Genomic DNA, 19,374 nt, shown 5'->3' on the forward strand with positions numbered 1-19,374 from the left:
CGGCTCAGCCTGCCCAGGTCTCGTAGAGGCGGACGTCGGCGGCGGTCGGGTCGTTCTTGTAGAACTCCCAGCAGGCCGCCGCGCCGGTCGGGGTGAACCGCGGGTCATCGAGCGTGGTCACCGTGCCGTCGGGGGCGGTCACCCAGGCCGTCGTCCCGGCGAACCGCACGTCGGCCTCGACCTCGCTGCCGTCCTGCGGCACCGCTGACCGGTAGGGCCGGGTGGTCACCTCGACGACGCCGTCCTCGGTGACGATGCCGGCGATCCACCGGTCCGGCGCGAAGACCATGTGGCAGTGCGCGGTCGGCGGGTCGGTCCGGTTGAACGCGATGAGCGCCAGCGACCCGGACGCGCTGCCGGGCCCGAAGCCGAACCGGGCGCCGATGCGGGTGACCGGCCGGCCGAGGTCCTGCTGCACGTAGGCGGCGCCGGCGGAGCTCGCCGGCAGGTTGCTCACCAGGGCGCCGTCCTGCACCGTCGGCTCGGCGGTGGTCGCCGCCAGCGCGACCACGATCGGGACGCCCTCGTCGCCGGTGGCGGGCAGCGGGCCGTCCGGCTTCCCGTCCCACCGGGTGGTCAGGCGTACCGGGATGTCCGGTGGCGCAGCGGCCGGTCGCCCCGCACCGTCGATCCGCGAGGTGCAGGCGGTCGCGGCGACGCCGATCCCGGCGAGCAGGACCGCCCGCCGGGACCACCGGGCGCCGTCAGACACGCGGCTCCACGAGAGGGGCTCCCAGCTGGTCCTCCTGCCGGTGCCTGTGCGGACCGGAGGCGGGGGACTGCGTCGGCGGCTCCTCGGCGGATCCGTCGGACCGGCGCGCGGAGGCCTCGCGCACCACGGCGGCGGTGCAGCCCAGCAGGACGCCGAGCGCCAGGCCGACGGCGAGGGTGAGGGCCACCCGCGGGCTCACCGGGTCGTCGCTGGCCCGGGCCTCGTCGACCACCTCGACGCTGACCTGCGCCGGGCGCCCGCCGGGCTGCTCGAGCTCGTCGACGACGTCGATGAACTCCGTGGTGATGGCGTTGGCCAGGTCTGCCGCGCGCTCGGCGGAGCGGTCCTCGACGGTCACGCGGAGCAGGGTGCTCTCCCCGTCGGCGACCACCGACACCCGGTCGGCGAGCTCGGAGGTCGAGTCGTCGAGGCCGAACCGGTCGATGACCGGGAACAGCACCCGGTCGCTGAGCACCAGACCCGGATAGGACTTGATCTTCTGCTGCGCGAGCAGGGTGCCCTGGTAGGCGTCCTGCAGGGAGGTCGCCGTCGCCTCGCCCGACCCGCCCACGGCGGTGACGTAGACGCTGGCGGTCCCGGCGTAGACCCGCGGGCTGAACACCACCACGGCCGCCGCGGCGATCAGGCCGGCGAGCACGGAGGCGACCAGCAGGACCCAGTGCCGCCGGAGGGCGGTCAGAAGGGCGGAGAACGTCATGAGGGACCTCCCGAGAAGGACAGGACACGGTGCGGAGCGGCGGTGCCCGCCGGCTGCGGGAGTGCGCAGAGGCCGGCGAGCAGGGCGAAGGGGACGTAGAGATAGACGTCGGTGAGCTGGTTCTCCACGAGACCGACGAGCAGCCACACGCCCAGGGCGACGAGCAGGACGCGCGGCAGGTCGCCCTGCCGGCGGGCGAGCGCCCGGGCGTCGAGGGCGCATCCGACGACAGCGAGGGCGAATGCGAGCGCGAGGAGCACGCCACCGGCGGCGAGCAGTTGCAGGTAGATGCTGTGGCCGTCGGCGATCACGGGCAGCCCGATGCCGCGGAACGGCGAGTGCCCGAAGTCGACGAGGGCCTGGTCGGCGATTCCGGCGCGGATGGAGTCGCTCTCCGCCGCGCTGGCCGCGCCGGTGAGGCGGAGCGACTCCGCCAGACCGGTGACCGAGTCCGGCGCGACCGCGACCGTCACCGCGGCCGCACCGAGCAGCAGGCCGGCCGCCGGCACGATCAGCCGCCGCCCGGCAGGCAGCACGCACAGGGTCACGAACACGCCGACGGCCGCGCCCACGAGCCCGCCGCGGCTGCCGCTGACCAGGAGGCCACCGGCGAGCACGGCGCCGACGCCGAGCCACGCGGCCCCGCGGGCGAGAGTCGACGTGGTGACGACCCGCCAGGTCACGACCGGCGCGACCAGCGCGATGGCCACGGCCAGGTGGTTGGGCTGGGCGCTGAGCCCGGCCTGGCGGCCGCCGATGTCGATGACCGGGATGAGAGCCGCGCTGATCCGGGTGACGCCGACCGCGTCGGTGAGCGCGACAGCTGCGCTGACGGCCGCGCCGAGCACCCAGGCGTCGGCCAGGCGGCCGGCCATGGCGGGCCGCACCCGGACTGCGAGGCAGGCCGCGAGCGGCAGGGCGGCCGCGGAGATCAGCCATCCCACGGCGCCGAGGACGTTCGCCGCGTGCCAGGTCGGCAGCGTCGCGGCGATGACGGCGGGGATCGGCACCTGCACCCGCCGCTCGAGGTAGGAGTCGGCGGTGGGCCAGACCTCGGAGGCGGCGAACACCAGCACGATCGCGGCCGGCAGCACGACGGCCCACGGGGGGACGGCGAGCGAGCGCTTCCGCACGACCGCCACGGTGACCAGTACGAGGGTGGCGGCGGCCAGGGCCAGGTGCGCGACCTGGAAGCCGCCGATGCCGGCGCCGTTCCACGAGGCGGCACCGACCGCGACGGTCAGGAGCGCGAGGCCGACGGCGTCCGGACCCCGGAGCGCCGCGGCGACCGCACCCACCGCGAGCAGGACGACGACGGCGACCAGCACGCTCAGACCGGCGACGCGGGGGACGTCGGCGAGCAGCACACCGGCGACCACGGCCGCGACCAGCGGCGGCACGAGCAGGGCCGTCCACCGGCGTGTCACGAGGGCACCCCCGCGGCCGCCGGAGGAACCGTCACGGTAGCGGGCCGGCGGGCGCCCAGCGCCATCGAGACGAGGGCGAGCGCGGTCGCGGCCACCAGGCCCCAGGCCAGCCCCTCCACCCCGCCAAGCGCCATGCCGAGCACGGCTGCGGCCACGAGGGTCGTGAACTGCACGAGCTGCTGGCCGAACAGGGCGCGACCGCGCCGGTCGCCGCGCAGCTGCGCCTGCAGCGGCACGGTCAGCGCCGCGATCGCGGTCTGCAGGGCGATGGGGGCGACCAGGTCGGCAAAGCCGGTGTACTGCGGGAACAGCGCCTCCAGCAGCACGTTCCGCAGCGGGATCGCGAGCAGCACGACCAGGCCCACGCCGGCCATGGCGATCGTCGCGACACGGCGGGCGCGGCGGAGGGCAGCGTCGTCCCCGGCGGCCGAGAGGCGGGCCAGCACCGGGGTCAGCAGGACCAGCAGCGCGGCCATCAGCGTGACCGCGGGCTGGAAGACCAGCAGTTGCACGGCGCGCAGGCCGGCGGTGTCCCGCTCGCTCAGCACGGCGCCGGCGAGCAGCAGGACGACATAGACCTGCACCTGGCCGAGCACCGAGGTGAGGGTGAGCCAACCGGAGAGGTAACGGCTCTCCCGTACCCAGGCCCCGGGGTGCACGGGCCACTGCCGGGCCGGCAGCGCGAAGGCGGCCGCGGCTGCCAACGCCCCGGCGCCCCAGGCGAGGGCCAGCGGGCCGACCGACCAGCTGCCGGCCACCCAGACGACACCCAGAGCGGCGAGCTGCACGACCGCCCACACGCCGTCGACGACGAGCGCGCGCACGGTGTCGCCGCGGGCCAGCAGCACGTAGCGGGCGGCGTCGGCGAGCAGCACGAACGGCACCCACGGCACGAAGACCAGCAGCGCCGGCACGAGGACCGCGCCGACCAGGCAGACCAGAGCGCTGAGGGCGCCGAGGACGGCGGCGGTGCCGAGGGCCGAGCGCTCCAGCGCCGTCCGTCGGTCCGGAGCGGTCGCCGGCAGGTGCGCGAGCAGCGACTCCCCGACGACCGCGCGGGCGCCGGCGAGCAGCACGGTGACGACGGCGTAGGCGAGGACGAAGCCGCCGAAGTCGTCGGGGGAGAGCACGGCCGAGGCGAGGAAGGCCGTGAGGTAGTTGCTGGCGGAGCTGACGACCTGGTCGGCGATCCCGGCGGCCGCCCGTCGGCGGGTGGGGATCACCAGATCTGCGAGGTGGTGCGCGTGAAGAACGGTGCTTCCGGGTCGAGCTCCCGCACCCCTCGCGCCGGGACCCCGGCGAAGACCCGGGAGCCGGTCAGCTTGCGGCTGACGACCGAGCCGGCGGCGATCAGCGCACAGTCGGGCACCTCGGTGCCCGGGAGCAGGAGGCAGCGGCTGGCGACCAGCGAGTGGTGGCCGATCCGGATCGGTTCCGTCGTCTGGCGCACCGTGTCGATGTCCACCGCGTGCGTCTGCACGATGATCCCGTAGCCCGCCAGTCCGGAGAAGTCGGCGAGCTCGACCAGGTCGCAGGCGTCGATGAAGTGCAGCACGGTGACCACCGCGTGCCGGCCCATGATCAGAGCGGGTCGGCGGTCCTGGCCGGCGAAGTAGCCCTTGTCGGCGCGGACGGCGTTCACCCAGACGAGCATGTTGATGATGGAGCTGTCACCCATGCGTACCTCCGAGCACCCGCGGAGCAGGTTGAGGTGGCCGATGCGGGCGCCCTCGCCCATCTCGAGGGAGTCGACGTCGACGATCGACCGGCCGATCGAGGCGGTCGGGTGCAGGCGGTAGCCCAGCAGCCGGGTGTGCACGAACCGCCGGAGGCCGCCGGGCAGGAGGACGCACAGCACGGCGAGCGCGGTGCGCAGGGTGCGGGGACGGACGGTCACGAGGAGCTCCCGAGGGTGGTCGCGGGCGAGGTGATCCACGGCTGCTCGACGGCGAGGTCCTTGCGGACGACGAAGCCGAAGATGTTGCCTTGGCGGCGAGCCAGGCCGTTCAGCGCCGCGTTGAGCAGCGGGACGGCGGCGCGGCGTCCCGACAGCAGGCCGCGCATGGAGGGCGTCAGGGCGCGGTCGCTGCCGATCAGCCACGCGGAGGTGAACTCGACGGGCACGGCGTGCGCGGGATCGAAGGAGGCGACGGTCTTGACCACCTCGCGCCGGGTCCAGCGGTAGACGTGGTTGGGCACCGCGGTGCCGTCGACGCCGCCGGTGACCCCGCCGCCGTCGCGGACCGCGTCGTGCTCGTAGACCCCGGCCAGGCCGAGGCGGCAGGCCAGCCGCATGAGCGGGGAGTCCTGGTTCTCGACGGCGACGACGGTCTTGCGGGCCAGCCGGTACATCTCGTACAGCGCCTGGTGCGGCCGCGAGCAGTGGTGCAACCCGGCGTGGGCGAACACGTGGTCGAAGCTGCCGTCGGGCAGGTCGACGGCGTGCGCGTCGGTGGTCAGCCCGCCGCTCAGCCGGCTCGACGGGGAGTCGGGCTCCAGGTTGGCGAAGACGACGTCCTCGAGCCCGAGGTCCGCGGCGACGGCCTGGTCGAACTCGCCGGCGAACTGCACGAACACCCGGTCGGACCGCTGGATCACGCCGGCGTCGAGCAGCCTGCCGAGGATCCGTGCGTACGCGCCGGCTCCGGCCTCAGCCATGCGACATCTCCCTCGTGCGCTGCGCGGCCGTGTAGACCGCCGTCAGGTTGTCGATCCACGCCGGGATCGAGAAGTACGTCTCGTACGCCGACCGGCAGGCCGCCGAGAGGGCGGCCCGGTCGCGTTCGACTCCGGCGAGTGCGGCGGCGAGCTCGTCGCGGGCCGGCTCACGGGGCACGACGGCGCCGGTGCCGTGCCGGGTGACGTCGTCGGCCGCGCCGTTGCCCGCCCAGGCGACGGTCGGGACGCCGGCCGCCAGCGCCTCGACGTAGGTGAGCGGCGGGCCGGCCTCGGGCCAGAGGCTGGGCACGACCAGGCCGGTGTAGCCGGGCAGCAGCGCGCGGACCGCGGCGTTGGTCCGGCCGCCGAGCAGCCGCACCCCTGGGCGGGCGCGTAGCTCACCGGCCAGCTCACCGTCGCCGACCACGTCCAGCTCCACGCCTTGGGGCCACAGCTCCAGCAGCTCTCGGACGCCCTTCTCCGCCGACAGCCGGCCGAGGAAGAGCCACCGCGCCGATCCCGGGGGGGCCGGCGACGCGCCCGGGACGTCGGCGACGGCGTTGGGGACGACGGTGAAGCGCGCCGGGTCCACCCCGGCGACGGCGAACTCGTCGACGGCGCGCTGCGAGATGGCGACCAACCGGTCGGCCCGGCGGACGACGGGACCGGTGGCAGCACCGTGCCGCCCGGCGACCGCGAGCGGGAGCGTCGCGATGCGGGAATCCCGGAAGCAGCCGTGTCGCAGCCCGGCCCAGCGGTCGGTGAGGCAGTCGGTACAGCGGTGCCCGTCGCGCAGCAGGGTCGCGGCGGCGCACATCGGCCGGAAGTTGTGCAGCGTGGCGACCACCGGGCCCGTCCAGCGGTCGAGCCAGCGGGTGCCGAAGTTGGGGAAGAGGTTGTGCACGTGCACGACGTCAGGGGCGGCGGCGCGCAGCTGCGCCGTCGGGTCCGGGCCGAGGCCGGTCGCGATCGTCGCGGCCGCCTCCAGGCGGTAGCTGCGCCGGCGCCGTCGCTCGTCGTGGGACTGGCTGACCAGCGTGACCTCGTGTCCGGCGGCCGTCAGCGCCTCGACCTGAGCGCGGACGACGACGTCCTCACCGCTCGGGACGTCGGCGGCGTGGAAGCTGTGCACGACGGCGACCTTCACGCCGCCTCCGCCCGGGAGACCGGGCGCCGCCCGGCGAGCTGTTCGACCCAGCGGACGTAGGCGTCGCGGGCGGCGCTGGAGTCGAGGACGTCGCGGGCGAAGGCGCGCCCGCACGCGGCGAGGGCGCGGCCCAGCGCGTCGTCCCCGGCGATCCGGACCACCGCGTCGAGCAGGGCGGCCGGATCGGCGGGCGCGACGCGGAGGCCGCCTCCGGAGGCGGTCATCTCGGCGGCGCTCGCGCTCAGCGGCGAGGTCGCGGCGACGACCGGCCGGCCGGCGGCGAAGTAGGAGGTGAGTTTGCTGGGAACGCACATCTCGGCGATCTCGGGCCGCTCGTTGAGCACCAGCACGTCGGCGGCGCGCAGCGCGGTCTCGAACACGCCGTCCGGCAGCGGGTCGAGGAACTGCAGCGTGCGCAGGTCCCCGGCCAATGTCTCCAGGGAGCGCCGCTGGTGACCGTCGCCGAGGAACACGAAGCGCACCGGCAGTCCGCGGGCCTGAGCCGTCCGGGCCGCCTCGACGACGCTCTCCAGCCCCTGCTTGGCGCCCATGTTGCCGGCGTGCAGGGCGATGACCTCGTCATCGCGCCAGCCGAGCTCCCGGCGCAGCGCGAGGGGGTCGCCGGTCGCGGACCGGACGTGGGTCCAGTTCCGGATGGTCGTGATGCGGTCGTCGTCCACGCCGAGGCGGACGAGCGACTCGCGGAAGCGGTCGTGGATGGCCGCCACGCCGTCGGCGGCGCGGAGCAGCCGGCGCTCGAGCGCGGCGGTGGCCGCGGCCTCGCGGCCCGTCAGCGCACTGACCTCGACCGCGGCGCGGCTGTAGAGGTCCTGGACGACGACGCCGACAGGGGTGCCGCCGGTCAGCCGCCGCCCCAGGGCGGCAGCGACGGTGAGCAGTGCCGGGCTCACGGCGAGGACGACGTCGGGCCGGGGCACCCGGACGGTGGCGGCGCGCGCGGCGAAGGCCGCCTCCATGAGGATGCGGGTGCGGCCGGACGGGGTCCGGGGGATCGGGTGCGGCACCCGGAGGTGGTGGACACCGTCCTCGACGGTCCGGTACGTGCGGGGGGCATACCCCTCGGACAGGGACCACTGGGGGTAGTGCGGGAGGCCGGTGACGGCGTGGACCTCGTGCCCGGCGTCGGCCAGGAAGCGCACCATCCCGGTGGTGTAGGGCGCGATGCCGGTGGTCTCGGGGGCGTAGTTCAGACCGAGGACGAGCACGCGGAGCCCGGTCATCGTGCCTCCTCTCTGGTCTGTCCGGCCGGCTGGGAGCACGGCGGGCCGGAGCCATGAGGCCATGCACTCGTGGATCCGGCCATCACCCGACCGGGGGTCCCGTCCGCAGCGCGCGGGGAGTGGAGCGCCGTCTCCCCCCAAGGGGTCGACCGCGCCGGCGCCGAGGCGTCAGGAGGCCTCGGACATGCGCTCGGGGGCGACGTTGTCGCAGAACCACGCGTAGCTGTCAGCGAGCCCCTCGCGCAGCCCGGTGGTCGGCGCCCACCCGAGGTCGGTGATCCGGCTGACGTCGAGCAGCTTGCGGGGCGTCCCGTCGGGCTTGGACGTGTCGAACACGAGCTCACCCCGGTAGCCGACGACGTCGGCCACGAGCTCCGCGAGCTCGCGGATGGTCACGTCCTCCCCGGTGCCGACGTTGATCGTCTCCGGCTCGTCGTAGTGCTCGAGGAGGTGGACGCAGGCGCGGGCCAGGTCGTCGACGTGGAGGAACTCGCGGCGCGGCGTGCCGGTGCCCCAGATGGTCACCGACGGCGCACCGGTGCGGGCGGCCTCGTGGAAGCGCTGGATCATCCCGGGGATGACGTGGCTGTTCATCGGGTCGTAGTTGTCGCCGGGCCCGTACAGGTTGGTGGGCATCACGGAGATGTAGTGGACGCCGTGCTGGCGGCGCAGGGCCTGGATGTGCAGGATCCCGGCGATCTTGGCGATGGCGTAGGCGTCGTTGGTCGGCTCGAGCGCGCCGGTCATCAGCGAGTCCTCGCGGATCGGCTGGGCGGCGAACTTCGGGTAGATGCAGCTCGAGCCGAGGAACAGCAGCTTGCTGGTGCCGTAGCGCGCCGCGGCGTCCAGGACGTTGACCTGGATCCGCAGGTTGTCGGAGATGAAGTCGGCCGGATAGGTCGAGTTGGCGATGATGCCGCCGACCTTGGCGGCCGCCAGCACGACGGTGGCGGGGCGGTGGGCGGCGAAGAAGGCGTCCACGGCCGCGCCGTCACGGAGGTCCAGTTCATCGGAGCTCCGGGTCAGCAGGTCGGTGAAGCCGAGCCCCTGGAGACGGCGGAGGACGGCGCTCCCGACGAGCCCCCGATGGCCCGCGACGTAGGTACGCGCGTGCCGGTCGAGCGGTGCTGGCGTCATGGGGTGTCTCCGCGGTCTCGGGCGTGCTCCGAACGGTCGGCGAACCGTCGACCACGTGGCTCCTATCCCGGGGGAGCGACCGCGATCAAGGCCATGGGTGGACATCAGCCCCGCACGGGGTCCCCCGATCGGTCGTCGGCCACCCGATCGGGTGCTCCGCCGGCTGACGCGTGATCCGCGCTCAGCGGTGCCTCCCAACCGTCGGCTGGCGGGTCGAGGAGGGGGCGAGGCAGTGCGCAGGCTCAGGGGCCCGGAGGCGCCCTCAGCGGCAGACGGGCACCGCGACGTCGGTGTTGTGGATGTACGGGCCGCCGGGGACGTCGCCGTTCATGAACGAGTTCGCCGGTGTCCAGCGGCCGTTCCACTCGTCGGACTCGACGAGGTACCAGAACCCGTCCGGCGTCACGCTGGGGACGCTGGGCGCGTGGGTCACGGACCCCACTGGTGCGGGCGCGCAGATGGTCGGGACGGTGCTCTGGCGGGAGATCAGCCGCGACAGCCGGTTTGTCCGGTTCGCCGTCGCCGACTAGGTGAGCTCCTGGCCCACGGTTCTGTTCGTCCCCGTCGGCCGGCGGACGGTTCCCGCGCTGCCGGTGGCGGCAGCGCCGGCTGCACAACGCGGACGCAGCGTCCCGTCGAGACGCGCGCTCAGGAGGAGCCGTCCCAAGGCCGCCGCACCTCATCCCAAGAGGTGACGGGGGGCTGTGCGCCGCCGGTAGGACGCCGATCATCGATCCAGGACCCTCGAGCATCGCTCCGGCGGTCGGGACCGGCCGGAGGGGGAGCATGGGCGCGCGCACGGACCGCACCGCCGGTCGTCTGGCCCTCGGGCTCGCCGACTCCGCCGTCTCGAGCATCGGCAACCTCGGCGTCAGCGTGCTGGCGGCCCACCTCTGCTCGCTGACCGGCTTCGGCGTCTTCGCCACGGCGATGCTCGTGCTGCTGCTCGCCACCATGGCCGCGCGCAGTGGCCACGGGGAGGCTCTGGTGCTGCGCATCCGGGACGGTGGCGCGTCGCCGGCGGACGTACAGGACTCGACGACGTCGGTCGTGCGGCTGTCCGGGGCGCTGGGCGGCGGGATCGCCGTCCTGGCGACCGTCGTGGGGTTCGTCGCCGGCTTCGGCGAGGGGTTGACCACCGTGCTGGTCGCCGCGGCCGCCCTCCCGCTGCTGTGCCTCCAGGACCACCTGCGCTGGATCGAGTACGCCCGCGGCGCCAGCCAGCACGCCCTGGTCAACAACGCCCTCTGGACCGGCACCTCTCTCGGCGCGCTCGCGGCCGCAGCCGCGGTCGTCCCGCACCCCGTGTCCGCGCCGCTGTGCCTCGCGGCGTGGGCGGCAGGCACGATCCCGGGCATCGCCTACGGACTACGGCGCACCGGCGTCTCGCTCACCCCCGCGCTGCGGCCCGGCTGGCTCCAGCGGAACCGGCGGCTGGCGACACCGCTGTTCCTCGACTTCACCCTGACCCAGGCCACCGCCCAGGGGGCCACGCTCGTCATCGCCGCCCTCGCCGGGCCACTGGACATGGCCGCGATCCGCAAGGGGCAGATCTGGTTGGGGGCGGCCGCCGTCGCGACGACCGGTCTGCTCGCCGCGCTGCAGCCGCTGCTCGCGCAGCGGGCCGCCGTCCAGGGCCACGCCGCCACGGTCCGTCTCGGCACCCTGCTCGGCCTGGCGGGCATGGCCGGCCTCCTCTTGTACGGGCTCGTCGTCGCCCTTCTCCCAGGGGATCTCGCCCGTGTGCTCGTCGGGGAGGGCTGGGACGAGGCCCGTCCCTTCGTCTGGCCCCTGGCGGTGCAAGCGGCCGCAGGTCTGCTCGGAGGGTGCTGGGGCCTGAGCCTGCGGGTCACGGGCCGGCTGGCGGCTCAGGTGCGCTGGCGGACGGTCCTGGGGCCGCTGTCCCTGGTCGTCGTCGCCGTCGTGACCGCCGGTGCGGGCGCGGTCGCCGGCACCTGGGCGCTGGCGGCGGTCGCCGCGGGCACCACGGCCGTCTGGGGAGTCCTGCTCGCCACGGCTGATCGAGAGGAGCGCCGGCGTGTACCCGTCATCGTCTGAGCCGGCGCAGCCCGCCGTGCCGCTGGCCGCCCGCGTCCTCACGCTCCTGTTCGCGGTCACGGCCGCGGCGCCGTTCCCGGGGAGCGGGCCGGTGGTCTTCGCCGTCGCGCTGCTGGCCGTCGGCTACGCCGCGCTCGTCGGTCCGCTGCGCCGTCCGTCCCTGGCCCTCACCGGCTTCATCGCCTGGTGCGCGGTCACCGTGGCGTGGTCGGTCGCACCGGGCCAGACCGTGCGCGGGGTGCTGATCACCGCCGCGACCAGCCTGGCCCTGTGCTCGCTGGCGGCACGGCTGCCCCGGCTGACCGTCGTGCGCGCGCTGGCGACGGCCCTGCAGCTGCTCATCGGCCTGGGGTGGGTCATGTACCTCGCGCTCCCGGCGGTGGGGACCGAGCAGGAGGCCTACCATTCCGGCGCCTGGACCGGCCTGTTCGCCCAGCGCAACAACGCTGCCTTCGTCCTCGCCCTCGCCGCTCTGACCTTCCTGTTCCTGGCTCTCTCCCCGGAGGCGCCCGGCCGGGGGTCCTCGCTCGCGTGGACCGCGGTCGCGCTGATCACGCTGACGGCCGCCGAGAGCGGGACCGGGCTGGCCGTCACCACGGTCTGCGCGCTGCTCATGCTGGCGGTGACCCACGCCCGCCACTGGTCGCGGTCCGCCAAAGGGCTGGCCCTGGGCGTCCTCGGGGCCGCCGCAGCGGCGGTCGCGCTCAACGTGGCGGCGACCGTCGAGTTCGTCACCGGGCTGCTCGGCCGGGACGACACGCTGACCGGGCGCACCGTGATCTGGGCGGCCGTCGAGCCCTACATCGCCGCGAGGCCGGACGTCGGCTACGGCTGGCAGGCGCTGTGGACGCCGGACTCGGTGGAGACGCGCGCCATGTGGGCCACCGCGCACTTCGACTTCCCGCACGCGCACAACAGCTACCTGGACGCGCTCGCCCAGACCGGCATCGTCGGCCTCGTGCTGCTCCTGCTCGCCGTCCTCGGCGTCCTGGTCACGGCCGGACGGGCGCTGCTGCGCGGAGAGGACGGCTCGCTGCCGGCCTGGCCGGCGGTGATCACCATCTGCCTGCTCCTGTACGGCATCAGCGAGCAGTCGTTCCTCGGCTACTTCGGACTGCTGCTGGTGGTGACGGCCGCGGTGCTGGCCCGGCCCACCGCGGTGGAGCGGACCGCCGCCGGGGAACCCGCGCAGGGCGCCGTCCCGGTCGGCTGACGGCCACAGTCAGGCGCGGGTGCCCTCCACCAGCTCGGCCACGCCGCGGAGGAATCCCGCTCGGGAGAACTGCTGCTCGACGACGGTTCGGCCGCGGGCGGCCGCCGTGGCGAGGTCCTGCGGGGTCAGTCCAGCCAGGGCACCGGCGAAGTCCTCCGGCGTCCGCACGACGGCAGCCGCGGCCTCGTGCGGGATCCCCTCGAGGGCGACGGGCGTGGCGACCAGCGGGACGCCGAGCGCCATCAGGGTGAGCGTCTTGAGCTTCACGCCCGCCCCGGCCCACACCGGCACGACGCCCGCGGCCACGCCCGCGCAGGCGTCGGCCAGCTCGGGGACGAAGCCGCGGTAGTCGACGGCAGGGTGCCCGGCGAGTTCCTCGGCCTGGGCGGCCGAGCCGCCGGCGCCGACGACCCGGAGCGTCCAGCCGCCCCGCTCCAGCTCGGGGCCGGCTGCGCGCAGGAAGCGCTGCAGCCCGTCCCAGTTCGGCGTGTAGCTCAGCGTGCTCATCCACAACAGGACACGTCCCGCCGGGTCCGTGCCGGGAGCCGGCGGGGGCGCGTCGACCGCGGAGGGCAGGACGGCGGCCGGCCGGTCACCGAAGAACCGGCGCAGCCGCTCGCGCTCCTCGGCGGAGGTCACGACGACCTCGTCCACCGAGCGCAGCACCCGCCGCTCGAAGGCCCAGTGCAGCGGCAGCGCCGTCAGCGCCCGCAACTTCCCGATCGGCGAGGAGACGGTGGAGAGCGCGTCGAGGTCGGTCGCGGTCAGCACGTTCGACTTGTCCCAGATCACCCGGGTGGCGTGCACCCGGCCCGCCGCCAGTCCTCCCGGCTCCCCGACGAGGACGGCGAGGTCGTGTCCGCTGCCGGCCTCGGCCAGGGCGGCGTCCAGCTCCGGGCTCCACTGGCGGAACACCCAGGGCGGGGTGGCCCGGGACAGGCCCCGAACGATGCGCCCCAGGCGGGCCGCCGGCGTGCCGAGGTCGCGCTGCCACGGGGCGAGGGCGAGGACGTGGACGCCGGGGAGCCGGTCGCGCAGCTCGGCGACCTGGGCGTCGGTCGTGTCGGGACGCCGCACGCAGACGGCCGTGAGGTCGGTGGTGGCGGCGAGCCCCTCGAGGACCATGAAGCGGCGCAGGGCGTCGCCGTGGTCCAGCGGCCACGGGAAGAAGGTGACGACCGCCAGGGCGCGCGGCCGGGCGGTGTGGTCGGCGGGGTCAGCGGGCGAGGACACGGCGGTAGACCTCCTCGACCCGGTCGACGTGGACCCCCAAGATGTACCGGCCGAGGTAGCGCGTCCGTGCGGACGCGCCCATCCCGGTGAGCGTGTCGGGGTCGAGCACCTTGCCGACGGTCGCGGCGATGGTGGCCGCGTCGGCGTCGACGTCGTAGACGAGACCCGTGACGCCGTCCTCGACGGCCTCGCCGCAGCCGCCGACGTCGGGGACGACGGCCGCGCGGCCCATGGCCGCGGCCTCGAGGAGCACCAGCGGGAGCCCCTCCCACCGGGAGGTGAGAAGCACGAGGTCGGCCTCGGCGAGCCGGCCCGGGACGTCGTCGGACGGCCCGGGGAAGCGGAGCCCCGGCACGTCCCGCTCGCGCACCTGCCGGCGACACTCCTCGAGGAGCTCTCCCTCTCCGATCCAGATGGCGTCGACCGCCTGCATGCCGTGATTGAGTTCGGCGACGGCGTCGATGAAGCGGAGCGGGTCCTTCTGCGGGGACAGCCGGCCGACGGCGAGCACGGTCGGCCGTCGTCCGGTGGTGACCGGGAGGGTCCGGTCACGGCCCGATCCGGTGTCGGGGACGGCGTTGGGGACCGTGGTGACCCGCGCCGAAGATCGCCCGAAGTCGCGGACGAGCATGGCGGCCACCGCGTCCCCGCAGGCCACGAGGACGTCGCCGCGGAAGGACACGAGACGGGCCGCGGCGGTCGCCGGGAAGACGTTGTGGACGTGCTCGACGACGCGGGTGCGCAGACCCGTCCGGGCCAGACGGGCGAGCAGTGCGACGCCGCGCTGGTGGGCGTGGACGACGTCGAACTCTCCGGACCGCACCACACGGACCAGCCACAGGGCGTGCCGTAGCCGGTCGGTGGCGCCCCGCCGGAGTGGGGCGAGGGTGCGGGTGACGCCGTCGGGCAGCTCCGCCCACAGAGCTCCGCCGGGCTCGGCGGCCACCGTGACGTCGTGGCCCCGGGTGGCCAGCTGCCCGGCCAGGGTCACGACCACGCGCTCGAGCCCACCGACGCCGAGGCTGTCGGTGAGGTGCAGGATGCGCAGGGGCGCAGGTCCCGTCATGCCACCTGGCCCCATGGGGAGGGGATCACCCGGCGCCCGGCGGCGCGGCGCAGAGCGGGGGCGTCCAGGCGCTCGACCTCGAGGACCGACGCCAGGCCGTTCGCCGCGAGGAGGCCGGCGATCTCCGCCTGGTGGTCGTCGACGTGCTCGCCGCGTGTCGCCCGCCGGGGGACGAGCACCGGGTACACGCCGTTCTCGAGGGCCGCGAGTGCCGTGCCCACTCCGGCGTGAGCGACCACGACGTCGGCCTCCCGGAGGCAGGCAGCGAACTCCGCCGCATCCATCGAGGCGAACGTGCGGCCGGGCAGGTCGTCGCGGGTGGTCGAGCCGAGCTGCCACACGGTGCGCTCGTCGGCCAGGCCGCTGGCGAGGACGGCGTCGACGAGCGCGTCGAAGCGGTAGGGGCGGATGGTGCCGAGCGTGACGAACAGGCGCGGCCGTGTCTCGGTCCGGCGTCCGGCCTCGAGCGGGAGGGCGAGGAAGTCGGCGAGGACGTTGCGGTACGGCTGCCAGACCCCCGTCGCCCAGGACGCGTGCTGGGTGTAGAGGCGGCCGAGGCGGAGGGCCGCTACGATCCGGCCGGTCAGGGAGGGCCCCTGCATCCGGGCGAGACTCTCGACATAGACGCACGGGATGCCGAGCAGACGCGCGGCCAAGAAAGCGCTGATCGCGACGGCGGCACCGGTGCTGACCACGACGTCCGGGCGCTCGAGCCGGAGGACCCGCCAGAGCGTGGTCATGGCGGCCAGTGACCCGCGCAGGTCGCGCGGGCCGACGTAGGGCACGACGGTCACCCGCTCGCCCCGGAGCACCGAGCGGCTCTGCGGGGTGTCGAACGTGACCCAGGACGAGTCCTCGGGCGCCATGACCGCAGCCAGGCGGTACAGCTCGCTGAGGTGTCCCCCGGTGGAGGCGACCAGGAGCGCGCTGTGCCCCCGCAGGTCCAGCGTCGGCGGGTCGCCCCGGTCGACGAGGAAGTCCTCCGAACCGAGGTCGAGGAGTTCGGTGAGGGCCACCTCGGCGACGTGGGAGTCGTTCTCCATGCCACGTGCTCCTGCTCGCGCGGCCGCCGGACGGACGGGTCGTCCCCTCCGACGGATGCGGCTGGGCCTTGCGAGCGTGTGGTCCCGGATGATGCATTGCGAGCAATCTGATGGGGGTCTCACTCCAAGGGAGCAGACGCCGACGGGACCTCGACCCCATGGGGTCAGGTCGTCCGCCGAGACGGGGTCGGACAGCCCCGGAGCCACCTACAGTTCCGGCCGCGCGGCATCGATCACTGCAGTGCCGCCGACTCGGAGGGGGATCCGGATGGAAGCCAAGGACATCGCCGGCGCGCTGCGAGCGCGCTGGTGGCTTCCGCTGCTCGGCCTGCTGCTCGGCGGCGCCGCCGCGGCGCTGCTGGTGGCGCAGTCGACGCCGCTGTACACGTCCACCACTCAGTTCTTCGTCTCGACGGCCGGGTCCACCTCCGCCTCGGAGGCGCTGCAGGGCGGCCAGTTCTCCGAGCAGCGGGTGGCGTCGTACGCCGAGCTGCTGCGCGGCCCGGACCTGGCGGCGGCCGTGATCGACCGTCTGGGTCTGGACGAGACTGCGGAGGAGCTGAGCTCCCGGCTGACCGTCACCGCACTGCCCGAGACCGTGCTCGTGTCCGTCTCCGTCGAGGATCCCTCGGCAGAGCAGGCACAGCGGATCGCCGCGGCGGTGGGCGAGGAGTTCGGCGACCTGGTCGCCTCCCTCGAGCGCGCCGACTCCGACGGCGACGCCTCCGTGGTCGTCTCGACGACCCAGGAGCCAGTCGTGCCGGACGAGCCCTCGTCGCCACAGTCGCTGCGGCTGCTGGCGATCGGCCTCGGCGGCGGGCTCCTCCTCGGTGCGGTGGGTGCCGTCGTGCGAGCACGGCTGGACCGCTCGGTGTCGACGACCGAGCAGGCGGTGGCTGCGGCCGGCGCGCCGGTGCTCGGCGTGGTGGTGCGCGACCGCGGCCTCCGGTCGACGCACGTGGCGGGCGGTCAGGCCGCCGAGGACTTCCGCCGCCTGCGGACCAACCTGCAGTTCCTCGACGTGGACACCGCTCCGCGGGTGCTCATGGTCTCCAGCGCCCTGCCGGGCGAGGGGAAGACCACGACGGCCGTCAACCTGGCCCTCTCGCTGGCGGAGTCGGGGCAGCGTGTGGTGCTCGTCGAGGCCGACCTCCGCCGGCCGAAGGCCGTCGAGTACCTGAACCTGGTGCCGAGCGTGGGCCTGACCCAGGTGTTGACCGGCCGGGCAGAGCTCGGCGACGTCACCCAGGTAGTGGGCGAGGTCGGCCTGGAGGTCATAGGGGCCGGCCCGCTGCCCCCGAACCCGGGCGAGCTGCTCGGCTCGGCACGGATGGCCCGCCTCGTCACGGAGCTGCGGGAGAGGTACGACTACGTGCTCTTCGACGCGCCGCCGCTGCTGCCCGTGGCCGACGCGGCGGGTCTCGCCCCGCTTATGGACGGCGTCCTCGTCTCCGTCCGTCACCGGTGGACGAGCCGGGGCCACCTACGGGAGGCCGCTGACACCCTGACCCGGGTGAACGCCCGGCCGCTGGGGGTGGTGGTCGGCATGGTCTCCGGCCGCAGCCCGCTGGCGGCGGCGCAGGGCCGTACCGCCCGCTACGGGTACGCGCTGGCCCGCTGACCGGCTGATCCCGGTCGGTCGCCGTGACCGCGGGCCGGTAGCTTCCGCTCATGGCACGGGGGGATCACTGGTGGAACGAGCCGCCGTGGTGGGCGTGGGCCACGATGGCGGTCAGCCTCGTGGCGATCATCGTGATGCTGCCGTTCGCGCTGAACCGCACGCCGCCGGACGCGGGGCCGTCGACAGGTCAGACGCCGCGGCCGAGCAGTTCGCCGAGTTCCTCTCCGTCGTCGTCGTCCGCTGAGCCGACGCCGACGGCGGATGCCGACGCCGCTCAGGTGCTCGTCATCGGCGACGTGGACACGCGGGGCTTCGCGACGGGCAGCGAGGGCTGGCCCGCCCTCGTCCAGGAGCGCCTCGACGGCGTCGAGCTGACGGTCGCCGCGACCGGCGACTCCGGCTACGCAACCCGGGAGACCCCCTCCTCGCCGACCTTCGCCGAACTCGCCGACGGGGCCGACCTCACCGACGTGGACGTCGTCGTGGTGTTCGGCAGCCGGTTCGACGAGGCGGGCATCGCCGACTACGTGCAGATCGGCGCGAGCGCGACGCTGGGCGCCATCGCCGAGGAGGCGCCGGACGCCGAGATCGTCGTGGTCGGTCCCACCTGGCCGCCGGAGGGCCTCGCACCCATCGGCGTCCGGACCAACCGGGACATCGTCCGGGCCGCGGCGCAGGGGGTCGGGGCCTCGTTCATCGACCCGTTGGCCGACGGGTGGTTCTCCGACGTCCCCGGGGCGCTGGGATCCGACGGCGTGCACCTCACCGCCGCGGCCGACGCCTACCTCGCCGACCGCATCCAGCCGCTCGTCGAGCAGGCGCTCGCGGCCGCCTGACTGCGGCCTCTCGGGGGAGGTGGTGGGCCTGACGGTCCTGCCGGCGCCGGTGATCGCCGCCGCGCTCCGGTCCGGTCTCGTGCAGTCGGTCCGCCGTCGTCTCGGCATGGTGCTGGTCCTGCGATAGCGGCTGCACCGTGAAGGTCGCGGGTGTCGCCTGCCGAGTCCCTCATGGCGCATTCGGCGCACTCCCCTCGCTCGTCACCGGGGTCCGTGTCGTCGGGCGGGTACCCGTACGCCTGTGGCTAGCGTCCACCAGGACATGTGCCCGGACCGACGGCGGTCAGGGCGCCACCACGGGAGGACTGCACATGAAGCGACGTATCGGACTCGTCGGCGCGATCGCGCTCGGCCTGGGACTCATCACCGCCGGCACGGCAGAGGCCGCACCTCGGGCCGCGGACACACCGCAGGCCACGGACACCATCTACGCCCCCCAGGACTTCGTAGAGGCGCTGTCCGACACCCGGGCCACTGGCCACTACGAGGTCGAGGGCACGGGTCTGCGCATCTGGACCGACGGCACGCCCAGCAGTGCGAGCACCAACAAGGTCGCCGAGTATGTCGCCACGAGCACGCCGCTGGCGCGGGTGGGCGAGCCGAGCCTCGACTACACGGGGACGACCGGCACCACCCCACCTGGCTTCCAGCTCGTGGTCGACTTCGACGGCAACGGCACGCGCGATGGCATCCTCGTGGGCGAGCGGGTCTACAACGGTGACTGGTGGGTGAACGGGGCCGCAGCTGGGTTCGTCAAGGCCGGTGCGCCCGTCACCGGGGGTGGGTCAGGCACTCAGTGGCACGGCACCCTCGACCAGTGGCGCGCGAACTTCCCGGCCGCGAACGTGGTGGCCTTCGGCTTCTCCTTGGGCTCCGGTGTGCAGGGCGACGGCGTTCTCGACGCGATCAACTTCGCGGGTACCCGCTACACCTTCGCGGAGACGGTGACCCTGGAGAGCAAGAACGAGTGCAAGAACGGCGGATGGGCGACGAGCACGGACCCCGTGTTCCGCAACCAGGGTGAGTGCGTGAGCTCGTTCGCACGGACGAAGGACTAGGACACCGGACGGGCCCCGTCGCGCCGACGCCGGTGCGCCGGGGCCCGTCCTCTGTGTGTGCGGGCACACCTCCCACCGCGAGTAGGCATGCCGATCGCCGGATATCCCCATGCGACGGCAGCCGGGCGCATGCGGGGCTCCGTCGGCCAATAGGCTCACCGGCCCACGGAGACGACGTGGCAGAGAGGCCACGCCGAGACGGGAGT

Annotated in this window: 18 protein-coding genes; 5 read left to right on the forward strand and 13 right to left on the reverse strand. The window is 74.5% G+C overall.

Features of this window, described 5'->3' with window-relative positions; all coding sequences use genetic code 11:
• Positions 1–4 precede the first annotated feature (4 nt).
• The 10 genes from N555_RS0104410 to N555_RS27785 form a co-directional block, all read right to left on the reverse strand.
• The gene (locus N555_RS0104410) at positions 5–712 is read right to left on the reverse strand and encodes a hypothetical protein (protein WP_029430291.1); all 708 of its coding nucleotides are present in this window, start codon (positions 710–712) and stop codon (positions 5–7) included.
• Entirely contained in the window at positions 705–1,430 is a 726-nt protein-coding gene (locus tag N555_RS27780) for a YveK family protein (RefSeq protein ID WP_051683728.1), read from the reverse strand. The genes N555_RS0104410 and N555_RS27780 overlap by 8 nt, the downstream gene beginning before the upstream one ends.
• Positions 1,427–2,857 (reverse strand): O-antigen ligase family protein, encoded by a 1,431-nt coding sequence (locus tag N555_RS28185; protein WP_029430293.1) that lies wholly within the window; start codon positions 2,855–2,857, stop codon positions 1,427–1,429. The genes N555_RS27780 and N555_RS28185 overlap by 4 nt, the downstream gene beginning before the upstream one ends.
• Positions 2,854–4,080, reverse strand: a complete 1,227-nt coding sequence (locus tag N555_RS0104425) for an MATE family efflux transporter (protein ID WP_029430294.1) — start codon at positions 4,078–4,080, stop codon at positions 2,854–2,856. The genes N555_RS28185 and N555_RS0104425 overlap by 4 nt, the downstream gene beginning before the upstream one ends.
• The gene (locus tag N555_RS0104430) at positions 4,077–4,754 is read right to left on the reverse strand and encodes an acyltransferase (protein ID WP_156036167.1); all 678 of its coding nucleotides are present in this window, start codon (positions 4,752–4,754) and stop codon (positions 4,077–4,079) included. The genes N555_RS0104425 and N555_RS0104430 overlap by 4 nt, the downstream gene beginning before the upstream one ends.
• Positions 4,751–5,515: a class I SAM-dependent methyltransferase gene (locus N555_RS0104435; RefSeq protein ID WP_029430296.1), complete on the reverse strand. Its 765-nt coding sequence runs from the start codon at positions 5,513–5,515 to the stop codon at positions 4,751–4,753. Before N555_RS0104435 ends, N555_RS0104430 begins: the two co-directional genes overlap by 4 nt.
• Positions 5,508–6,662, reverse strand: coding sequence for a glycosyltransferase family 4 protein (locus tag N555_RS0104440; protein WP_051683729.1), 1,155 nt, complete (start codon positions 6,660–6,662; stop codon positions 5,508–5,510). The genes N555_RS0104435 and N555_RS0104440 overlap by 8 nt, the downstream gene beginning before the upstream one ends.
• Positions 6,659–7,903 carry a WcaI family glycosyltransferase gene (locus N555_RS0104445; RefSeq protein ID WP_029430298.1) on the reverse strand — a complete coding sequence of 415 codons (1,245 nt, stop codon included), beginning with the start codon at positions 7,901–7,903 and terminating at the stop codon, positions 6,659–6,661. Before N555_RS0104445 ends, N555_RS0104440 begins: the two co-directional genes overlap by 4 nt.
• A 168-nt stretch (positions 7,904–8,071) precedes the next feature.
• Positions 8,072–9,040, reverse strand: a complete 969-nt coding sequence (locus N555_RS0104450) for a GDP-L-fucose synthase family protein (protein WP_034508751.1) — start codon at positions 9,038–9,040, stop codon at positions 8,072–8,074.
• Between the two features lie 262 nt (positions 9,041–9,302).
• Positions 9,303–9,446, reverse strand: a complete 144-nt coding sequence (locus N555_RS27785; protein ID WP_156036169.1) for a hypothetical protein — start codon at positions 9,444–9,446, stop codon at positions 9,303–9,305.
• A 380-nt stretch (positions 9,447–9,826) separates the two neighbouring features.
• On the opposite strand from N555_RS27785, the gene N555_RS0104460 reads away from it, so the two are divergent.
• Positions 9,827–11,098 carry an MATE family efflux transporter gene (locus N555_RS0104460; RefSeq protein ID WP_029430301.1) on the forward strand — a complete coding sequence of 424 codons (1,272 nt, stop codon included), beginning with the start codon at positions 9,827–9,829 and terminating at the stop codon, positions 11,096–11,098.
• Entirely contained in the window at positions 11,079–12,311 is a 1,233-nt protein-coding gene (locus N555_RS0104465) for an O-antigen ligase family protein (RefSeq protein WP_029430302.1), read from the forward strand. Before N555_RS0104460 ends, N555_RS0104465 begins: the two co-directional genes overlap by 20 nt.
• Positions 12,312–12,320: 9 nt before the next feature.
• On the opposite strand, the gene N555_RS0104470 is transcribed toward N555_RS0104465, so the two are convergent.
• From N555_RS0104470 to N555_RS0104480, 3 genes are read right to left on the reverse strand one after another with little or no spacing between them, the layout of a single operon-like run.
• Positions 12,321–13,544, reverse strand: a complete 1,224-nt coding sequence (locus N555_RS0104470) for a glycosyltransferase (RefSeq protein WP_029430303.1) — start codon at positions 13,542–13,544, stop codon at positions 12,321–12,323.
• Positions 13,528–14,610, reverse strand: a complete 1,083-nt coding sequence (locus tag N555_RS0104475) for a glycosyltransferase (RefSeq protein WP_029430304.1) — start codon at positions 14,608–14,610, stop codon at positions 13,528–13,530. Before N555_RS0104475 ends, N555_RS0104470 begins: the two co-directional genes overlap by 17 nt.
• Positions 14,607–15,653, reverse strand: coding sequence for a glycosyltransferase (locus tag N555_RS0104480; protein WP_051683730.1), 1,047 nt, complete (start codon positions 15,651–15,653; stop codon positions 14,607–14,609). The genes N555_RS0104475 and N555_RS0104480 overlap by 4 nt, the downstream gene beginning before the upstream one ends.
• Before the next feature lie 268 nt (positions 15,654–15,921).
• On the opposite strand from N555_RS0104480, the gene N555_RS0104485 reads away from it, so the two are divergent.
• The 3 genes from N555_RS0104485 to N555_RS0104505 all read left to right on the forward strand — a co-directional run bounded on the left by N555_RS0104485 (position 15,922) and on the right by N555_RS0104505 (position 19,168).
• Positions 15,922–17,274 (forward strand): tyrosine-protein kinase domain-containing protein, encoded by a 1,353-nt coding sequence (locus tag N555_RS0104485; protein ID WP_051683731.1) that lies wholly within the window; start codon positions 15,922–15,924, stop codon positions 17,272–17,274.
• A 50-nt stretch (positions 17,275–17,324) separates the two neighbouring features.
• Positions 17,325–18,110 carry an SGNH/GDSL hydrolase family protein gene (locus N555_RS0104495; RefSeq protein WP_156036171.1) on the forward strand — a complete coding sequence of 262 codons (786 nt, stop codon included), beginning with the start codon at positions 17,325–17,327 and terminating at the stop codon, positions 18,108–18,110.
• 311 nt (positions 18,111–18,421) lie between these two features.
• Positions 18,422–19,168: a hypothetical protein gene (locus N555_RS0104505; RefSeq protein ID WP_029430308.1), complete on the forward strand. Its 747-nt coding sequence runs from the start codon at positions 18,422–18,424 to the stop codon at positions 19,166–19,168.
• Positions 19,169–19,374: the final 206 nt, after the last annotated feature.

It is taken from the genome of Blastococcus sp. URHD0036, from assembly GCF_000701365.1.
In the GTDB taxonomy this organism is placed as follows: Bacteria; Actinomycetota; Actinomycetes; order Mycobacteriales; family Geodermatophilaceae; genus Trujillonella.

Excerpts from the sequence above, each read along its gene's own strand:
- N555_RS0104435 (WP_029430296.1), bottom strand. The coding sequence starts at position 5,515 with ATGGCTGAGGCCGGAGCCGGCGCGTACGCACGGATCCTCGGCAGGCTG.
- N555_RS0104475 (WP_029430304.1), bottom strand. The coding sequence starts at position 14,610 with ATGACGGGACCTGCGCCCCTGCGCATCCTGCACCTCACCGACAGCCTC.
- N555_RS0104445 (WP_029430298.1), bottom strand. The coding sequence starts at position 7,903 with ATGACCGGGCTCCGCGTGCTCGTCCTCGGTCTGAACTACGCCCCCGAG.
- N555_RS27780 (WP_051683728.1), bottom strand. The coding sequence starts at position 1,430 with ATGACGTTCTCCGCCCTTCTGACCGCCCTCCGGCGGCACTGGGTCCTG.
- N555_RS0104495 (WP_156036171.1), top strand. The coding sequence starts at position 17,325 with ATGGCACGGGGGGATCACTGGTGGAACGAGCCGCCGTGGTGGGCGTGG.
- N555_RS0104450 (WP_034508751.1), bottom strand. The coding sequence starts at position 9,040 with ATGACGCCAGCACCGCTCGACCGGCACGCGCGTACCTACGTCGCGGGC.
- N555_RS0104460 (WP_029430301.1), top strand. The coding sequence starts at position 9,827 with ATGGGCGCGCGCACGGACCGCACCGCCGGTCGTCTGGCCCTCGGGCTC.
- N555_RS0104480 (WP_051683730.1), bottom strand. The coding sequence starts at position 15,653 with ATGGAGAACGACTCCCACGTCGCCGAGGTGGCCCTCACCGAACTCCTC.
- N555_RS0104505 (WP_029430308.1), top strand. The coding sequence starts at position 18,422 with ATGAAGCGACGTATCGGACTCGTCGGCGCGATCGCGCTCGGCCTGGGA.
- N555_RS0104485 (WP_051683731.1), top strand. The coding sequence starts at position 15,922 with ATGGAAGCCAAGGACATCGCCGGCGCGCTGCGAGCGCGCTGGTGGCTT.